General features: G+C 58.7%; 16 protein-coding genes. 6 read left to right on the top strand and 10 right to left on the bottom strand.

Annotated features, from left to right (window positions below; all coding sequences use genetic code 11):
- Positions 1–50: 50 nt before the first annotated feature.
- Together E3E11_RS03275 and E3E11_RS03270 are read right to left on the bottom strand one after the other, a co-directional pair.
- The gene (locus E3E11_RS03275; protein WP_141451172.1) at positions 51–1,541 is read right to left on the bottom strand and encodes an L-serine ammonia-lyase; all 1,491 of its coding nucleotides are present in this window, start codon (positions 1,539–1,541) and stop codon (positions 51–53) included.
- Between the two features lie 113 nt (positions 1,542–1,654).
- Complete coding sequence (locus tag E3E11_RS03270) at positions 1,655–1,984, bottom strand: hypothetical protein (RefSeq protein WP_141451171.1); 330 nt, start codon at positions 1,982–1,984, stop codon at positions 1,655–1,657.
- 448 nt (positions 1,985–2,432) lie between these two features.
- Between E3E11_RS03270 and E3E11_RS08610 the strand changes: the two genes are divergently transcribed.
- Positions 2,433–2,564 (top strand): hypothetical protein, encoded by a 132-nt coding sequence (locus E3E11_RS08610; protein WP_269203637.1) that lies wholly within the window; start codon positions 2,433–2,435, stop codon positions 2,562–2,564.
- 26 nt (positions 2,565–2,590) lie between these two features.
- Here E3E11_RS08610 and E3E11_RS03265 read toward each other — a convergent pair whose 3' ends face one another.
- The 5 genes from E3E11_RS03265 to E3E11_RS03245 form a co-directional block, all read right to left on the bottom strand.
- On the bottom strand, positions 2,591–3,286 hold the full coding sequence (locus E3E11_RS03265) for a hypothetical protein (protein ID WP_141451170.1): 696 nt from the start codon (positions 3,284–3,286) through the stop codon (positions 2,591–2,593).
- Positions 3,287–3,308: 22 nt separating this feature from the next.
- A complete protein-coding gene (locus E3E11_RS03260; RefSeq protein WP_141451169.1) occupies positions 3,309–4,073 on the bottom strand; it encodes a hypothetical protein in 765 nt (254 codons plus the stop codon).
- A 259-nt stretch (positions 4,074–4,332) separates the two neighbouring features.
- Entirely contained in the window at positions 4,333–4,989 is a 657-nt protein-coding gene (locus tag E3E11_RS03255; protein WP_141451168.1) for a hypothetical protein, read from the bottom strand.
- A 138-nt stretch (positions 4,990–5,127) separates the two neighbouring features.
- Positions 5,128–5,874 (bottom strand): hypothetical protein, encoded by a 747-nt coding sequence (locus E3E11_RS03250; protein ID WP_231118975.1) that lies wholly within the window; start codon positions 5,872–5,874, stop codon positions 5,128–5,130.
- Positions 5,875–6,012: 138 nt separating this feature from the next.
- Positions 6,013–6,867, bottom strand: a complete 855-nt coding sequence (locus tag E3E11_RS03245) for a hypothetical protein (protein WP_141451166.1) — start codon at positions 6,865–6,867, stop codon at positions 6,013–6,015.
- Positions 6,868–7,360: 493 nt separating this feature from the next.
- Here E3E11_RS03245 and E3E11_RS03240 point away from each other — a divergent pair, with 493 nt between their 5' ends.
- Complete coding sequence (locus E3E11_RS03240; protein WP_141451165.1) at positions 7,361–8,377, top strand: DJ-1/PfpI family protein; 1,017 nt, start codon at positions 7,361–7,363, stop codon at positions 8,375–8,377.
- 28 nt (positions 8,378–8,405) lie between these two features.
- On the opposite strand, the gene E3E11_RS03235 is transcribed toward E3E11_RS03240, so the two are convergent.
- Complete coding sequence (locus E3E11_RS03235; RefSeq protein ID WP_196778314.1) at positions 8,406–8,750, bottom strand: YnfA family protein; 345 nt, start codon at positions 8,748–8,750, stop codon at positions 8,406–8,408.
- Between the two features lie 200 nt (positions 8,751–8,950).
- On the opposite strand from E3E11_RS03235, the gene E3E11_RS03230 reads away from it, so the two are divergent.
- The 4 genes from E3E11_RS03230 (at position 8,951) to E3E11_RS03215 (ending at position 13,147) form a co-directional block, all read left to right on the top strand.
- Positions 8,951–9,259 carry a hypothetical protein gene (locus E3E11_RS03230; protein ID WP_141451163.1) on the top strand — a complete coding sequence of 103 codons (309 nt, stop codon included), beginning with the start codon at positions 8,951–8,953 and terminating at the stop codon, positions 9,257–9,259.
- 69 nt (positions 9,260–9,328) lie between these two features.
- Entirely contained in the window at positions 9,329–10,795 is a 1,467-nt protein-coding gene (gene hemN / locus E3E11_RS03225) for an oxygen-independent coproporphyrinogen III oxidase (protein WP_141451162.1), read from the top strand.
- A gap of 185 nt (positions 10,796–10,980) precedes the next feature.
- Entirely contained in the window at positions 10,981–11,187 is a 207-nt protein-coding gene (locus E3E11_RS03220; RefSeq protein ID WP_141451161.1) for a cold-shock protein, read from the top strand.
- A 406-nt stretch (positions 11,188–11,593) separates the two neighbouring features.
- A complete protein-coding gene (locus E3E11_RS03215; protein ID WP_141451160.1) occupies positions 11,594–13,147 on the top strand; it encodes a reverse transcriptase domain-containing protein in 1,554 nt (517 codons plus the stop codon).
- Between the two features lie 542 nt (positions 13,148–13,689).
- On the opposite strand, the gene E3E11_RS03210 is transcribed toward E3E11_RS03215, so the two are convergent.
- Together E3E11_RS03210 and E3E11_RS03205 are read right to left on the bottom strand one after the other, a co-directional pair.
- Positions 13,690–13,935 (bottom strand): hypothetical protein, encoded by a 246-nt coding sequence (locus E3E11_RS03210; protein ID WP_141451159.1) that lies wholly within the window; start codon positions 13,933–13,935, stop codon positions 13,690–13,692.
- 208 nt (positions 13,936–14,143) lie between these two features.
- Positions 14,144–16,831 (bottom strand): TonB-dependent receptor domain-containing protein, encoded by a 2,688-nt coding sequence (locus tag E3E11_RS03205; RefSeq protein WP_141451158.1) that lies wholly within the window; start codon positions 16,829–16,831, stop codon positions 14,144–14,146.
- Positions 16,832–17,036: the final 205 nt, after the last annotated feature.

Genomic DNA, 17,036 nt, shown 5'->3' with positions numbered 1-17,036 from the left:
AGACTGACTTCGCGAAAGCCTTTGCCGGCCCTGAGCGCCGGCTGGGTCTTTCAGCACTCCGGGAAATTGAGCGCCAGTCCTCCTTGGGAGGTCTCCTTGTAGCGGGCATTCATGTCGCGCCCGGTTTCTTTCATGGTGTGGATGACCTGATCAAGGGAAACGCGGTGACTGCCGTCCCCGCACAGTGCGAGGGAAGCGGCATTGATCGCCTTTATCGCGCCGAAGGCATTGCGCTCTATGCAGGGTATCTGCACCAGGCCACCGACAGGGTCACAAGTCAGGCCAAGATGGTGCTCCATGGCGCTCTCGGCGGCATTCTCCACCTGTTGGGGCGTGGCGCCAAGCACGCTTGCCAGACCGCCAGCCGCCATACTGGCTGCCACGCCTACCTCACCCTGACAGCCCACTTCCGCCCCTGAAATCGAAGCGTTGAGTTTAAACAGCGCGCCCAGGGTGCCGGCTGTCAGGAGGAAATCCCGCATGAGGGTGCGGGTCTCGCAGTCCCGGTCCGGCACTTCCGTTTCTGATGACAAGGGCGGTGCGCAGAATTCGCGCCAGTAACGCAGCACGGCCGGCACCACGCCTGCCGCGCCGTTGGTCGGAGCGGTGACGACGCGGCCGAAACCGGCGTTTTCTTCATTGACGGCCATGGCAAACAGACTGACCCAGTCCATCCGCGCATGCGGCAGAGCATGGGCCGGCGCCCGCGCTTCGCGTTCCAGAAGGCGCTGATACATGGCCGGCGCCCGACGCTTCGCCCCCAGCCTGCCTGGCAGCAGGTTGCCAGGCCCACTTGTCGGGCGCGACAGGCCCTGCTCGATGCAGTCCATCATGACGTCGATCAGGTGATCGAGTTTTTTGTTCACCGCAGCACATCGCTCTTCAGCCGTGCCGGTCATCTGCGCTTCCTCATTGGCGCGAGTGAGAGCGGCAATGCTCAGCCCGGTGCGGCGGGTCAGTTCCAAGAGCTCGTTGCCGGTACGGAAAGGATAAGGCAGATCCGGTTGAGCGTAAGCTGCGTTTTCCAGTGAGTTCTCCGGCACGATAAACCCCCCGCCCACCGAACAGAACCGTTCTGTCAGAAGCACGCGGCCCGCGGAATCAAGCGCTTCGAACTGCAGTGTATTGGGATGGTGCGGCGGCAGGGTATCGCGATCAAGAACCAGGTCCCGGCTGGGCTGGAAGGCGACGGCGTTGACTCTCGAGGGTTTGGGAATGCCGGGCGTATCAGGCAGGGCGATCTCAATCTCACCAGTGTGTTCCAGTTGGTCCAGAATGGACATCACCAGAGGGAGGGGAACGGTCTCGGGGGCTTCCCCACACAGGCCGAGGGCCACCGCCCTGTCCGTTCCATGACCTTGGGCCGTCCAGGCCAGGGAGCCGTAAAGTGTGACCTGCAGGCGCGCGGGACGGAACGCCTCTTCCCGGGCCATTCTCTCTCCCAGCTCAGCTGAAAACCGCGCAGCAGCCCGCATGGGACCGACCGTGTGGGAGGAGGAAGGACCGATGCCCACCTTGAAGATATCGAAAATGCTGATCACGCCTGCACTGCCCGGAAAGGAGAGACTGAGAGGCAGGCTATCAGCTGTCCGGAAGTGGCGGAAGCGCCTGCAACCGGGAAAGAGACGTGAAAAAGCAGTCTGAAAGCCGTCTGTCAGTCAGCCCGGTTCTGGCCCAGGAGATGCGTGGAAAGAACGGCAAGGATGCGCGCGCAGAGCGGATTGTCGCGTTGTGCGGCCTGAAGAGCCGTCCAGATCTCGGAGGCGGAAAGGTCGCTCAGAGAGGTGCCATGCAGGGACTGGATCACCTGGTCGAAAAGGCCCGGGCAGTTTTCTGGTGCCTGCGTGCGGTCAGAACGGGACCGGCTGGTCGTGCCGAGGGGCAGTTTGCCGACAGGCGGTCTGGCTGGAGATCTGGCGCCAGCAGGCCGCGGGGTGACGATGAAGCGCGGGGAGGAGGAAATGAAGGAAGAGGATAGGGTCATGGGGGTTCTGTCCGTGAAACTGGGACTCCACATTACGCATCAGCTGTGAGCTGCGTTTAAAGCCTGAGAGGTGAAGTGCGGGAACTGAGGTCGGAAGAAGGCTCGGAAAGTGTCTCCTGCCCGATCGGCAGAGTGAGCGGGCTCTTTGCAGTATTAAGCATCTGAGAGCTTAAAAGTGTATTAAAATTATATATATTAAGAGAGATTAAAATCACATTCTCCTGAAGTCGCTTCATCCTCTGCAGGCGTGCAAGAAGAAAATCTGGCGGAAATCAGCGGTAAATGCTTGCCCGGGCGCGAGAGAGCCGCGAGAGATCAAAGAAAGGGGCGGCTCCATTGCACTTGTAGGGCTGATGCAGTAGCGATTTATGGGTAGACGTGTAGAGCCAGAGTCGTTGCTGCCCGGCAGTTCTTCTTCCCTTTTCGTCCCACAGCTTCCGAGCGATCTATGCCCAAAGATCTCGTTCATTATTCTCCCTGCCGTCACGGCAGCAAACATGCCCGTTTCTGGGTCAGTCTCACGGTTCTGGGAGTGCTGGGCGCCCTTGGCAGCCTGGCCTGGACCTGCTGGCTGCACTGACCCGCTCCAGCAGCGGGGGCTGCAGGTCAGGCAGGTGGTTGCAGAGCGGCAAAGCCAGCCTGGCGTGTGCACGTGGCAAAGGCATTCAGCACCGGGTCTGCGCCCTGTAGCGAGACAGGCAGATCATGCAGCGGCGCGTTGCTGCCTGAAGCCATTCCCGAGAGATGCAGGGTCACGCTGTGATCGGGGCCGCTTCCGGCCAGATGCAGGCCCTGCAGAAGCCCCTGCATCTGCGGTGCTGTGACCGGCGCACCCAGGCTGTGGCTGTCGCCATAGAACATCGGAAAGCTTTGCGGAAAACCCTGGCCCGGACTGGCGCCGGCAGTGATGGTCAAGGTCGCGGGGGGCTGGCCGGAGCGGGGCTCGGGAAAGTTCCAGTCCGCGCTGCCGGTGCGAAGCTCCAGCCCATTGGCATCGGCATGAACCATCAGGGGGGCTGTTTCACCGTCCTGGCTCATGGCAAAAGCGGCGCATTGGCCAACCCGGCCCCCAGCTGCCTGTTGCAGGGCCACCCACTGCCCGCCGCGGGCCAGCATTGTCACCCCACCTTCAGCCAGGCTGCCGGCAGGCGCGGAAGCCGCATGGCTGACTGCGCCCCAGCCTGGACCCAGCAGGGCCGTCACGAAAAGCAGCCCGGCGAGAAGACGCCAGCCCTGCTGCCTGTGGGAAGGCGCTGCAAGGGGGGATGGCACAGATGCGTGCACCGACATGACCTGAAACATGGGGACGCCTCCTGAAAAAGAATTAGAACGGGCTTTTGACATGCGGGGTCATGGCAAAATCACCCAGCCCAGCCTGATTGATGCATTTGCGGAAGGCCTCCAGTGCTTCCTGCGTTCCTTCGCCGCTCGGGGCGGGATGGAGATGGGTGGGCCGCAGGGCCAGCATCACCCTCTTGCCGGATCGGGCAGCGGGCAGGGTGATGATTTCCTTGTCCTCCTCTTCTTCCCTGATGTCCAGGTTTCTGGCCTTGGCTCTGTCATCAGGCGTTTCCAGCCCGGAGCCGACAGAGCCGCTGAAGGTCATCCAGGCTGTATTGTGGTCCTCAAGCGCATTGAGCAGGCGCTCTGTCTGGCCGGCGGTCAGAGTGCCGACCAGCAGATGGGGGGTGGCTGCGTGGAGGGTGAAGCGGGACTGATAATGCCCGGCACTGATCTCCAGTGTGCCTTGGGTATGCGGGAGGGCCAGGTGGGTATGTAAGCCGCTGTGATCGGCCCTGCCACCGCTGCGTGCGCTGCCGAGGCCCGACCTTGTGGCTGAATGCAGCCGCGTCCGCGGTACCAGACGCCAGTGGGCATTGTAGCTGTGCAGCGCAAAACCGCGACGCGAGGCCTGCAGCCCGAGCGGATCATCTCCAGGCGCCAGGAGATAGGTGAGAGCGCATTCATCGGTTCTCTGGCTGCGGGCATCTATGTGGTGTGTGGCCAGCCAGGCGCCGCCCTGGCTGTCAACCAGGCGATGCTCAAGCAGCGGCTCCGCTTGCCCGAGCGCTGTGCTGGGGCAGGCCATTACCGCGGCGCTGAAGGCGGCTGCCCTCAGGCCTGCTGGCAGTTTCTGCCATCCTTTCAAGCGCGACCGGGCCAGCCCAGGTGGACGCAGGTAAAGGATGTGAGAGGGTTTGGAGCAGGAAAAAGCGGAAGAGTGCATGAACAGGCGATGGCATCAGATCGTTGTCGGATGAGGCGTAATATACCGGCCCAGCCCGACGGCGCAGGGCCGCACGGCCCTGATCCGCAGGCCCTGGGGGCTGGTGAGAAGTCAGTGAGACTCAGAAGGGAGAGGTGCGGGGCGTGGTGTTTAGCTCGGCAAAGCCGGAACGGGTCGCGCAGGCCGCGAAAGTTTTCAGCACTTTGTCAGCGCCCTGCATATCGAGCTTCACCAGTGTCCGGTTGCCGAACTGGAGGCTGGCCGTTTTACTTGTTTCCAGCGCATGGAGGAGGGTGCGCATGGCCTGAGGCGTGATAAAGGTGCCCAGCACGTGAGCATCCCCATCGAACACCATGAAGGTCCGCTCGTATTTGCCGGCCTTGACGGTCAGGGTGCCGTGGGCCCGGGGTGTGAGGGCCCAGTCGATGCTGGCGGTGCGCAGTTCCAGCCCGTCCCGGTCGGCGCGCAGCATCAGCGGGGCCATGTCGCCGTCCTGTTCTACGTTCAGGGCGGCGCAGATGGGCTGGCCGCCGGAATCCTTGTTGCCGAGATCTTTCATCGCCAGCCAGTCGCCGCCTGTCGCCAGGATCTCCACGCCTGGCGGGAGGGCTTCCGGATCGGGTGCGGGCATTGAAGCCGTGGCCGGCGCAGGCGCCACCGCTGCTCCGGCCTGGGCGCTGCTTGTCAGACCGTCGGCAAGGCTGCCGACCCCCACCGCCAGAGCGACCAGGCCGGAAGCGAGGTAGGGAACCGGGGAAGAAAGGGCGTGAAGGCGCATGGATTTTCCTGTCGAAACGATCAGCGCAAAGCCTGTTCCGGGCCGGTAGAGGCGCTGGAAAGGGGCTGAAAGTGAAACGGCGGCGGGATGGGGTAATACGGGCCCGACTTAGCAGAAAGCAGGTTTTTCAGGAAGGGGTCAGGAAGGCGCGAGATACAGGGTCGGAGTCGCCTCTTCAGGAAGAGCCGGGACAGCCGGTTTCTGCAGACCCGCCTGCCCTGGGTTCTGTTGCGCCTGCGCCTGGGCGTTCTGCTTGTTTCCAGCGCGCGTTTGTGGAGCAGTCGCGCCAGAGGGCTTCTCTCCAAGGGCCTTGAGGAAACCAGCCTGGCGGGCGCACTGGCGGAACCCGTCCAACAGGGGGCGGGCGCCGATCATCTTCAGGGGATGGGGCCGCTGATTGTTGATCTGCACCGAGACGGTAAGGGTGCTGCCAAGGGCATCGAGAAGAGGCGCACGCCAGCGCCGGCGCACGCGTCCGCGCATCAGCCCCGGCTCAGTTTCCGTGCCCCGGACGCGGAAAGTGCGGTCGAAGCTGCCGGCCCGCACCGTCAGTTTTTCCACTTCATTGGGGGAAAAGTCATCTGCTGGATCCTGGCTGCCCACGCTCAGCTCCCGCGCATCAGCGCTCAGAACCAGCGGCGTGCGTGCCTGCATGCGTGAAGTGTAGGTCAGCATGCAAGCCGCCGTATCTGAGGCCGGATTTCCTGCAGCAGGCGTGGCTCTGGGCACACGGTAGAGCTGCCAGGGACCGGCCTGGGCGATTTTCACCGGGGGCGCGAGAGGAATGGGCGCGGGTGGTTTTGCCTCGACACTTCCCCCCATCAGCCCGAGCCCGGCGGCCAGGCTGAGCAGACCTGCGCCGAGCAGTCCCGCCCTGCACGGCATGGCTCGATCCGGAGTTGTCATCCCCGGACTTGAGGGAGACAGAGCGTGGCGCGCCCGGAGGCGCACTGGGAAAGCTGGGCGGGACACAGGAGGGGTTTTCCTTGCCGGAGGATTAGGGGCAGGGCTCTGGGGAAAGTCTCAGGGCGTTGCGGCTTTGGGCGCGTTGCCGGGGAAGACATTCTTGTTCTGGGGAATGCTGAAATCCAGCCCGCTGGCCTTGGTCAGCGCGTCACGCTGCATCTGCGCCTGTTCACGATCCAGCTTCTGGGACTGTTCCTGGTAGCTGATCTGCAGGTTGCCATCCATCATGGGCTGGATCTTCTCATAAGGCACGTGGCTGCGGCGCGCCCAGGCCATCAGGGCCGCATTGTCGCACATGGCCTGATAGACGTAGAGCTGCCGGTTGACCGAGCCGTAACGTGCCGCACATTCATGCTGCTGCCAGCCCAGAAGCGAGGACGGCACCACATCAGCATTGGGGGTATAAGCCGTTGGCGGGCTGTCGAGCGTGGCGCGTTCCATCAGCCCGTTCCAGCTCAGCCTGGCCATCTCGGCCGGCATGGCCTTGGAGGCCACCTGGGCGGCATTGGCGCTGTTGGCTTCGGTGGCAGCGGTAAGGGCGGCTGCATTCATGCCGCCCTTCTGGCCCCATTGCGTGAAGGCCTCGTTCTGGCAGCTCGCCAGTTCGCCGGCCTGTTTGCGTTCGCCGTATTTGTCAGCGCAGTCCTCCATCGCCTTGGCGGTTGCCCAGACCGGATCGGCCGGCTGGGGCGGTGCTTTTTCAGGCAGCAGGGTATAGGCCTGCAGCATGGGGCAGAAAGGGGCCAGAACCATGCAGCCGACCGGATGATTGCCGACAAAGGTGCCGGTCTGGCGCGAGGTCTTCAGCCCCGCTGTGCCACTGCTGCAGGCCGCCAGGCTGCCCAGCAGGGCCAGGCTGGCCAGCAGAAATTGCCTGTTAAACCGATTCGCGTGGCTGACCTTCTTTCCCATCACTCTCTCCTCTGTTCTGCCCGGCACGCCCTGCGTGGCCTGTTATCACGTTCTCGCTGTCTTTCGGGCCTGCACTGTCGCGGCAGTTTAGAGGAGGTCGGACATTTGCAAAAGCCAGGTGAACAAAAGCTTTCTTTTGAGCTGGGCTCAGACCAGATCAAATCAAAACGGCCGCAGAACTGGCAGAACTGTCAGTGGTTCGAGCGGCTGCAACCTCTGCCTGCAGTTCAGAGCAGCTATGGGCAATCAAGGGTTGCAGGGCCTGGGTAATCTTGGCGACAGTGGTTTTACTGAAAGATGCCCTTTCTGGCCCGATATTCTCTCCACTACCTGGCCTTCCGGCAGATGCCCTGCCGATTTCCAATCCGTTTCTTTCCCTTCTGCCGGTTCCGGGCAGAAGCGGTTTTCCGGTTTTGCCTGCCGGTCTGCCGGCTTCCTGTGCCGGACTTGCCGCCTTTTTGCTTTCATGGAGACAGACAAAGGAGTTCCGCCCATGTGTTCCGCCCCTGCTGAAGCCCCGGCCGCTGACCCCTCCACCCTGTCGAAACGCCCCGTGCGTGACCGGGCGGAGATGCGCGCCTATTTCCCCTCCCCCTATTCACTTGCAGCCTTCACAGCCCCGCAGACAGGCGCGGCCCAGCCCCATTATGCCAACCCCTACAAGGGCCGTAAAAAGGTGCTGATGATCAACACGCAGGAGCGCTACCTGCCGGTGCATGAAGGCAAGTATTTCTCGAGCGGCAATCATCCGGTGGAAACCCTCCTGCCGCTGGCCCATATAGTTGCAGCCGGCTTTGAGGTGGATGTCGCAACGCCTTCAGGCGATCACGTGAAGTTCGAGAACTGGGCCTATCCGGACAAGGATCCGGTGATCGCGGCAACTTATGAGCGCTTCCGTGACCGGCTTGAATCCCCGCTGGACCTGCGCGAGGTGGTCAAGCAGGGAGGGCTGTCGCGCGTCGCTGCGGCTAAGGACGGCACCCAGCCGGCCAAAGCGACTGAGGATGAATACATCGCCGTGTTTGTGCCCGGCGGCCACGGAGTGCTCAATGACATTCCGCTGAGCCGGCATGTGGGTGTGCTGCTCAATCAGGCGCTGGCGACCGACAAGTTCATCATCACGCTGTGCCACGGCCCTGCCTGCCTGCTTTCAGCCTCTGTAGCGCTCATGTCGGCGAGTCTGCCGGAGCTGGAGCACGCGCTGAATTTCGTTGATCCCGAAAGCCTGGCTGACCCGGCGCCCAATCCCTTCGCCGGGTATGAAACCTGTGCCTTCCCTGATGCGATCGACCGTGAACTGCCTGATATCGGGTATATCCCGGCCCCAATGCGCTGGTATGTGGGCGAGGCGCTGACGCAGGCGGGGCTGAAAGTACTGCCGAGCCCCAAGCTGGGCCGCGTGCACCGTGACCGCCATCTGGTGACAGGTGACAGCCCCCTGGCTGCAGAGGCGCTGGGAAAACTGGCGGCCACCACCCTGTTGGAAGCCTACGGCGACAAGCAGGGCTGACTTAAATAATAAGGGCGTTTCTGATACTTCAGAAACGTCCTGGCCCGCCTGTGGCACGCGTGCCCAGCAGGATTACAACTGCGCCCAGCAGCGCCAACCCAGCCCCTGCCAGATCCCACCAGGTGGGGCGCGTACCTTCTACAAGCCAGAGCCACAGCAGAGCAGTGACGATATAAATCCCGCCATAAGCTGCAAAGGCGCGTCCGGCCTGATCAGAAGGGGCGAAGGTCAGCAACCACGCAAACAAGACCAGGCAGATCAGCCCTCCAGCCAGCCACCAGGCGCTGGCGCCTGTGCGCCGCCAGGCCCAGAAGGCGGAACACCCTGCGATTTCCGCCAGTGCCGCCAGGACGTACAGCGCCAGCGATGCCAGCTCTCCGGCCAGACCGGCTGACAGATTATGGTCCGGAAAAAAGCGGGCGAGAAAGGCAGGCAGCTGGCGCATGAGGGATGGGCTTTCATCAATGGGCTTGCGGGCGCAGGCGAGCCTATAGGAGTATAGGCGGGCACGCTTGGTGCAACACCCCGCAGCACTGAACCCCTTCTGTAATGAAGTATTGAAAGGCTCCTTCTATGGCACGTCTTACTGAAGCTGAACGCGAAGCCCTGCCGGATACGGCTTTCGCCCTCATGGCCCGCCGCGCCTGGCCGGTGATCGATCGCGACCATGCTGAAGCGGCCCTGATGGATGTCGGTCGCTCTCTGGCGCTGGGCCACATCACCCCTGAGCAGGCAGCCCTGATCCGCACCTGTGCCCATGAAGTGCTGCGCACGCACAAGTCTCTGCAGGAGCTGCGGGCTGGCGGCTGGTCAGCCGAGAAGGCGTTGGCTGCAGACCCCAAGCTGGGCGAGGACTGGAACAAGCTGAAGCCCGGTACCTGAACCCAGGTACCTGAACACGGGCTCAGGCGGTCGCTTGGCACGTTCCCCGCGCGGGAGTATGCACGGGGCATGAGCGCTTCTTCTGTTCCTTTCGGGCCAAGCCCTGCCTTTACTCCCGACAAGCCCGCTTCTGCCGTTCCCCGGGAAGCGGGCTTCGATTCAGCGCGTCAGAAAGCGCTTCTGGCCCGCTACAGCGGCCAGTTGCCGCGCTATACCAGCTACCCCACGGCCGTGCAGTTCACTGAAGCGACAGGCTCAGCCACACTGGCCGGGTGGCTGGAGGACCTGGCGCCGGGTGCCTCCTTCTCGCTTTATTTTCACGTGCCGTTCTGTGATGAATTGTGCAGTTTCTGCGCCTGCAACACGTCTGTGGTGCGCCATGAGGAACGCCGGCTCGCCTATGGTAGGCAGTTGCTGGAGGAAGTGGCGCGCGTGGGCCAGCTGACGGGTCCGGGCCATCCGGTCACCCATCTGCATTGGGGCGGGGGCACGCCTACCTCCCTGCCTGCCGAGAGCCTGCGGGCCGTGATGGCGGCGGCACGCGCGCAATGGCCGCTCACGCCGGATGCGGAGGTCTCGATCGAGCTTGACCCGCGCAATGTGCCGCCCGGCTGCGGCGCGCTGCTGGCTGAGCTCGGTTTCAACCGCGTCAGCCTCGGGGTGCAGGACATCGACCCGGCGGTGCAGAAGGCAGCCGGGCGCATCCAGAGCCGCGCGCAGACGGAAGCGTGCATTGCCGAGATGCGCGGTGCCGGCATCGCTTCGGTCAATATCGACCTGATCTACGGCCTGCCGCGCCAGACGACGGAAAGCGTGACACGCACCGCCCGTTCCATCGCCGCCCTGCGCCCGGACCGCCTGGCCGTGTTCGGCTACGCCCATGTGCCGTGGAAAGAGAAGCGTCAGAAGCTGATTGATGAAAACCTGCTGCCCGACAGTGATGCGCGCTTCGAGCAGCGCGAGGCCATTGACCGCGTGTTGCGCGAGGCAGGCTATGTCGTGGTGGGGCTGGATCATTACGCGCTGCCGAGCGACAGCATGGCCCGTGCGCTGGAGGACGGCACGCTGCGCCGTAATTTTCAGGGTTATACGACTGATGATTCAGATATCCTGGTCGGGCTCGGGGCTTCCGCCATCTCGGCCTTTCCCCAGGGCCTGACGCAGAACGCCGTCAGCGCAGCTGCCTATCGCCGGGCCCTGACCGGGGAGGACGGGGTGGAGCGCACAGGCGGACTGCCCACCTGGCGCGGCGTGACGCGGCGCGGCCAGGATCGCCTGCGTGCTGCGGTGATAGAGCAACTCATGACCTTCCTGCAGGTGGATCTCGCCGCCCAGTGCCGTCGCTTCAACGCAGAGGAAGACTTCGCAGCCGAGCGCGCCGCCCTGGCGCCGATGGTGGCGGACGGCCTTGTCACGCTGGAAGGGGACGTAGTGTGCGTGCCTGAAGAGGCGCGCCTTTTCGTGCGCAATGTGGCCGCCGTGTTTGACCAGCACCTCAGGCGCGACGGGGTGGCGCGGCATTCAAGCGCCGTCTGAACCCGTTTGAAAGAGAATGGGTGATTCCTCTCGCTTTCCCCCGGGGGTCATGCTAGGGGTAGAGAACGACATTGGGTAATTCTACGGGTTCACGCCGCATGTGGCGGGGTGATGTCCCGTAGGGCATTATAAGGGTGGGGCCGTTTTCCCCGCCGCCAATGTGAATTGAAGAAAAGGAGCTTGCAATGAGCGCAGGCACCGTGAAGTGGTTCAATCCCACCAAGGGTTATGGTTTCATCGCACCTGAAGACGGCGGCGACGACGTGTTCGTGCACATTTCCGCAGTCGAGCAGGCCGGCATGAAGGATCTGCCCGAAAACCAGAAGGTCTCCTACGACCTGGAACGCGGCCGCAACGGTAAAGTGTCCGCCGTGAACCTGAAGACCGTCTGAGACCACCAGACCGAATTCAGCCTGCCTGGCCTGTCAGCGCGTTGACGCCTGAAAGCTAGGTCGGAAAAAACCGTCTTGTTTCTCTATGGGATGAGGCGGTTTTTTTTATGATTTAAAATTATAGAAATCGGCCTTGACAATTTTAGGAATAAGGATTTAGAATCTAATTCTGCTGCCAAATGGGGTAGTTTGAGCTATGTTAATCGCAACGCCGATTAAAGCGTACCAGCCATAGGCCGGATGCGAATGCAAATCGACAGTTGCTAACAATCTTATCATCGAGGATAATCTCCAGATTAGGTTATTTCGCTGAGCATAGCAGATTGTGATGTTAAGCACCTATGTTTCGACCAACCATTACTAGGTTGATCGAAACAGCATACTTAAGAACGGAGGCCAGGTTTGGATGAGACTAGTATCTCAACATAAACCTGGCCTTTCGCACATAAATCAGGCTTCCGATCTGGATTTTCATCAAATATACAAGAGAAAAGATTATCCGCATTTTGAACTAGGGGATCCTGATTACGCACGCAAAATAAAAGAGGATTCTTCTTTAGTAGAAAAACATTCTTTCTTTCCTTTTATAGAAAAGGAGAAAGTTAGGAGAAAATTTCGCAGAAAAGGGGAGATAAAAAGACCACCTAAAAAACGTCTTTTAAGAAGAGCTTCCACTAATGATTCATTTATTTTTAAACTGTATCGTGAAAAACTTTCATTGCTTTATGAGAATTTAATTAGGGAATATGATTTAGACCAAAGTGTATTAGCCTATAGAAAGATCCCATCAAGTACAAATAATAGGAATAAATCGAATATTGATTTCGCATACGAGGCGTTTATAAAAATTAATAAAATGGATGAATGTGTTGTTATTGCTCTAGATATAAAGAGTTTTTTTGAAAATATACCTCATAGCGTAATAAAAAAAATGTGGAAGAAATTATTAAATAGTGAAAATTTACCCAAGGATCATTACCAAGTATATAAAAATATAACTTCTTACTCTTATATAAAAGAAGAAGAGATTTATAGAGGTCTAAATTTACTAAAAAATTATAAAGATTTTTCAGGTTCTATGTATCAAGGCTTGCCTCCTTATAAGGAAAGAAAAAAGAAAATTTGTAGTTTAGATGAATATAGACAGAAGATTGTTCCTTTAGTTAAGAAAAATAAGGAAAAACATGGAATACCGCAAGGGGCTCCCTTGTCGGATCTAATAGCGAATTTTTCTTTATTTGAGTTTGATTTGAAGATGAAAAATCTTCTAGAAAATGAAGGAGGAGAATATTTTAGGTATGCTGATGATTTATTCTTAATTATTCCAACACAATCAGAAAAATTCTTTTGTAAGACGTCTAAATGGGAGGATGCTATCTCAAAAATTATTGATGAAGAACTGAAAAATATTGGCCCAATGCTATCACTCTCTCGTGAAAAAACGAGCTGTTTCAAATATGAAAAAGTAAAGGGATCTACGTCTCAAATTGCCACTAATTTAAATCCAAACCATAAAAAAGACAAGCTTGGTATTTCTTATTTGGGATTTCGATATGATGGAAAAAGAATTTACATTAAAAATAGTAGTATTTCTAATTTTCAGCGTAAGCTAAATAGGAAAATTCACAGATGGTGCAGGGGCTATATCAAAAATAATCCTAGCTTTAGCTATGAGGAAGTGAAAAGTAATTTCCCATATTTTAATGTTATGAGGTCAGAAATTAAATTCCCGAAGAAGAGTAAAAAAAACTCTGCTGCCCAAGGAAAAGCAGGGAGTTTTTATAAATATGCTCAACAAGCTGAAAAGATTTTTTCTCTAAAAGGTTCAGATATAGAATCTAGGGTTCTGAATCAATTAAGAGCTTTAAGTAAAATAAACTGTTTAGAAAGAAGATTTATTCGGATATTAAAAAGAGAATATGATCTATTCCATAAAAATGTAAATGTTTTTCCTTTATAAATGAGTAAGGGAGAAATAATTGGCAGTAATCTTTAGATAATTCCGCATTAATTATACCGTTTATGATTCCATGGGCTAGCTTGGCCTAGGCATTGGTGAGGCTGCTGACCGAGTCTAAAGAGATGCTATCCAGATGGTTGAAGAGATTGGGTTTGACACTGTGCAGCTTCCAGTCCAGGCGGTACCACATGTTTTTGTTGGACCGAGATAATAATTCTGGTCGAAATTCGAATGGTTGCGAGTGCAGATAAGGTAGCTGTGTGCTTTGAGGAGCAGAAGGCTCTTGAAGTTTCCTGACCATTCTTTCTGATAGCGGTGACCTATCTACCTATTTTGGTCAGCGCGGTTGAAAGCGGCGTAGAAACACATGCTGTTTATGCTGAGATCTCCAGAATTAGCACGCACAGAAGATCCGTATCCGTTGAAACTGTTAAATTACTGACTGACACTGACCTACCTTCCGGCTTGTGGGGCGGCGCTCGTATGGGTTAGGGCACCGCCTGGCAGCTGTATCGTGAAGGCATCCAGCGCGCGTTGGCGACCTAGGTGACGGTCAGCGTGACGGTAGTCTTCTGAATCCCGATCTGGTTGATCGCTACTCCTTCCCAAATGGCGAAGCTTTGCTCTTCTATGAAAAGGCTGTCTAGCGTCGCGCCAAGCCGGGAGAGCAGGAAATTATGCTGATAGAAAGTGTTTGTGGCTGTGTCGAGGGTTAGCGCCTCCTTAGAGGAGAAATACGCGCCTGGAGTTGTTCCAGTAACAAAATCATTGAGAGTACGGCGGCTCACCACGTTTACTGCACCTGAAGGTATGGCTCGACGGGCACTGAAATGGTTTCTCCCGCCAGCTGCTGCGCCCGGTGGGAGCAGGGTGGTTGAGAATGCCGACGCTGTCTGACCTGGAGATATTCCGTCTGCCGGATGTTTCCGCGCGGCTGGAGGCGCATGTTTTCTCGGCTGCAGCTGCGCTGAACCAGAAAAAACATGTACCGTCTCCTCAGAATCGGGCTTCAACGGCGCCGAAAAAGGCGCGCGGGGCGGCGGGGTAGAGGATCGGGTTGTCGTCGCCTGTCAGGGCGGCGCCCCCATGGATGCCGCTGAAATATTTTCCGCCGAACAGGTTGGTGATGCCGAATCTGGCCTGGAAATCCCGCGCAAAGCCCAGCCCGCCGAAATCGTAGGTGCCTGTCAGCTCCGAGGTCCAGTAACCCGGCACCCGGGTGTCATTGGTGTAGGTCAGCGGGCGTGATGAGCTGTAGGTGACATTGAAATTGGCTGTCAGGTGCCGGTAGCGGTAGTTGAGGTTCATCTTGTACATGTATTGCGGGTAGAAGACCTGCAGCTTGCCCTTGATGTTCAGCGGTCCGTTCGAGGTCGGCAGCGCCTTGTTCTGGTAAGCGGCATGGTTGTAGCTGAAGCTGTTGGTCAGTCCCACGTCTCCCCAGCGGTCCTTCGCCAGTCCCAGTGCCTGGAGGGGGTGCACGGTGACTACCACGTCAGCCCCGTTCATGGTCTCGTTGCCGAGATTGAGATAGGCCCGCACCGGGTTGAGCGCGCTGCCCGAGGTCAATCCGCCCAGGCGGTTGATGTAGTCGGTGTGGTAGTAATCCACCCCAGCCGTAAGGAAGGCGGAGGTATAACGGTACCCCACCACATAGTTCCAGGTGCGTTCAGGCTTCAGGCGTGATTTCTGCTGGTTGAAAACCTGCTGCCCGCTCGCGCCGCTCGCTGTGCCCAGCCCGGACCACGGTGTGTTGCTGGAGAACTGCACGTTGTAATCATAGGCGCGCATGTTTTCGGCAATGTCCCAGTAGACCTCATGGGCTCTGTCAGCTCCGAAGCGCCAGTCATAGCTGAAATGGGGGAGGAAAGCCGCTGCTGCAGTCAGGCTGCCATTGGCCGGATGGCTGTAGAACAGTCCCCAGCCCTGGCGCGTCAGCTGGGATGACCAGTCATGGCGCGTGCCACCGGCTGTTGTCTGGGTCAGGGAGCGGAAACCGGCCAGAAAGGTCATGCCGGGCAGGATCGTCCAACGATCCTGCAGGAAGAACTGGAAGGTGTTGGTGTTGGTTCTGTCCTCCGCCCAGTGCGCGGCCCGGTCGTTGTGAAGATGGTGAAACATGGAATGCGCCCCGGCCGGCCCGTCAGCGAAGAGGTCATTCCAGGTCTGCATGTAGTCGTTCTGATACCACAGCCCCGTCTTCACGGCGTTCGTGCGGCCGGCCTGGATGTCGAAGGTCTGGGTGAAGCCGATGCGCCTCATATTGGGGTGCTGGGCGAATTCAGCCATGGGGAAGCCTTCAGGCGTGACGATGCCGGGCTGGGTGCCGCCATACCAGGCATTGGCCACCTGCCCGTAGCCAAGTGTGGTGGCACGCACATTGGGAAAGAGCCGAACCTCTATCTTGAGCGCATTGAGATAAGCGCGCTGGATCTGGCCGCCCTGATAACCGACATCACTGACTTCATCAGGCGTCAGCCCGGCGCTTCCGGGAGGCATGCAGCCGGTCACGACGCATTGCGCCCATTGCGTGGCCTTGTGGTAGTCAGGCTTGAAGTTATGGGCGTGATAGCCGAGCACGCGCTCCATGTTCTTCGTCAGGCCGAGCGGGCTGTAATCGGAGAAGTCAGAGTAGTCGAAGCTGTAGGTAAGTTTGCCGATATCGCTGAGTGGCTGGACGAGTTTGAAATTCCCCAGCCAGGCCTTCTGGTACCCGTAACCGGCCCAGAGATTGTGGTCAGAGCGCAGGAAAGAGCCGTAAAATTTCGTTCCCGTATCGTTCAGCTTGCCGGAATCGATACGGGCGAAGGTGCGAAATCCGTTGAAACTGCCGAATTGCTGGCTGATCCGCGTGCCAAAATGGTCTGAGGGGTCAGAAGTGGTGTAACGCAGCACCCCACCCAGGGTCTGCGATGAAGGCGTGTCGAGCGCGCCGGCACCCTGGCTGGCTTCAAGACGGGAGATGTTTTCCTGAATGAAAAGCTGTGTTGCCGTGGCCCCGCCCACATTGGCAAACATCTGGCTGCCCATGGGGATGTCATCTACCGTGACGCCAAGCTGGGTGAGGTTGAAGCCACGCAGGTAGAAGGTATTGGTGGAGGTATCCATGCCTGAAGGGTCACCACTGGCAAAGCTGGCCCCAGGACTGGTGAGCGCCAGAACCTCGAGGGGATTGGTGCCCGCGACGAACTGGTTGATCATCTGGCGGTTCACCACCTCTTCGGCGCCATGGGAAACAACGCGGCGGGTGCTGATCTTGATGGAATCCGTTCCTCCGCTCAGGGTGCGGGAGCGGTGAGGACCGGAAGGCGCACCCTGCGACCTGCCCCTGCCGGCCTGCGGGCGCCCAGGAGACAGGTCCTTCCGGCTGCGGGTGGGGAAGGGGTCATGTGCAGAAGGCCCGCGCCCATGCCAGCCCACCTGCCGGAGAGCCCCGTGCGCAGGGGCTTTGCCTGGAGAAAGGGTGCCCGGCACGTTGGGAAACCAGATGAGGGGCGCAGAAGGGGCCGCTGCCTGCAGAAGCGGAACGTTCCAGATCGGAAGCGACCCGGCACTGAGCACAAATGCCCATTTAAGGGAAGCCTGGCAAGAGACGGCGCTCTGCGAGCGTTGCACAGACAGAAAAGGATTGTGGGCAAGCGCAGGGCGGGCAAAAGGGAAAACAAATCTGCGAAAACGGGCCATGGAGAGGACTAACTCCGTCGGTCATCCGCCTTTCCGTATCCGCCCCGGTCAGCGCCTGTGTTTTGCGTCCTCTCCCTGCCGGATCTGGTGGGTACAGGTACCAGGCACATGTTCAGGGACGTGAAGCCAGGCTGGGGCCGCTGCCGTTCAGGCCCTGCTTTCGAGACGCGTATGCGCGCAAGCAGAGCTGCATGAAAGCAGCGCC

The organism is Oecophyllibacter saccharovorans, from assembly GCF_006542375.1.
Lineage (GTDB): Bacteria > Pseudomonadota > Alphaproteobacteria > Acetobacterales > Acetobacteraceae > Oecophyllibacter > Oecophyllibacter saccharovorans.
This window is presented reverse-complemented; position numbering and strand designations above follow the sequence as displayed.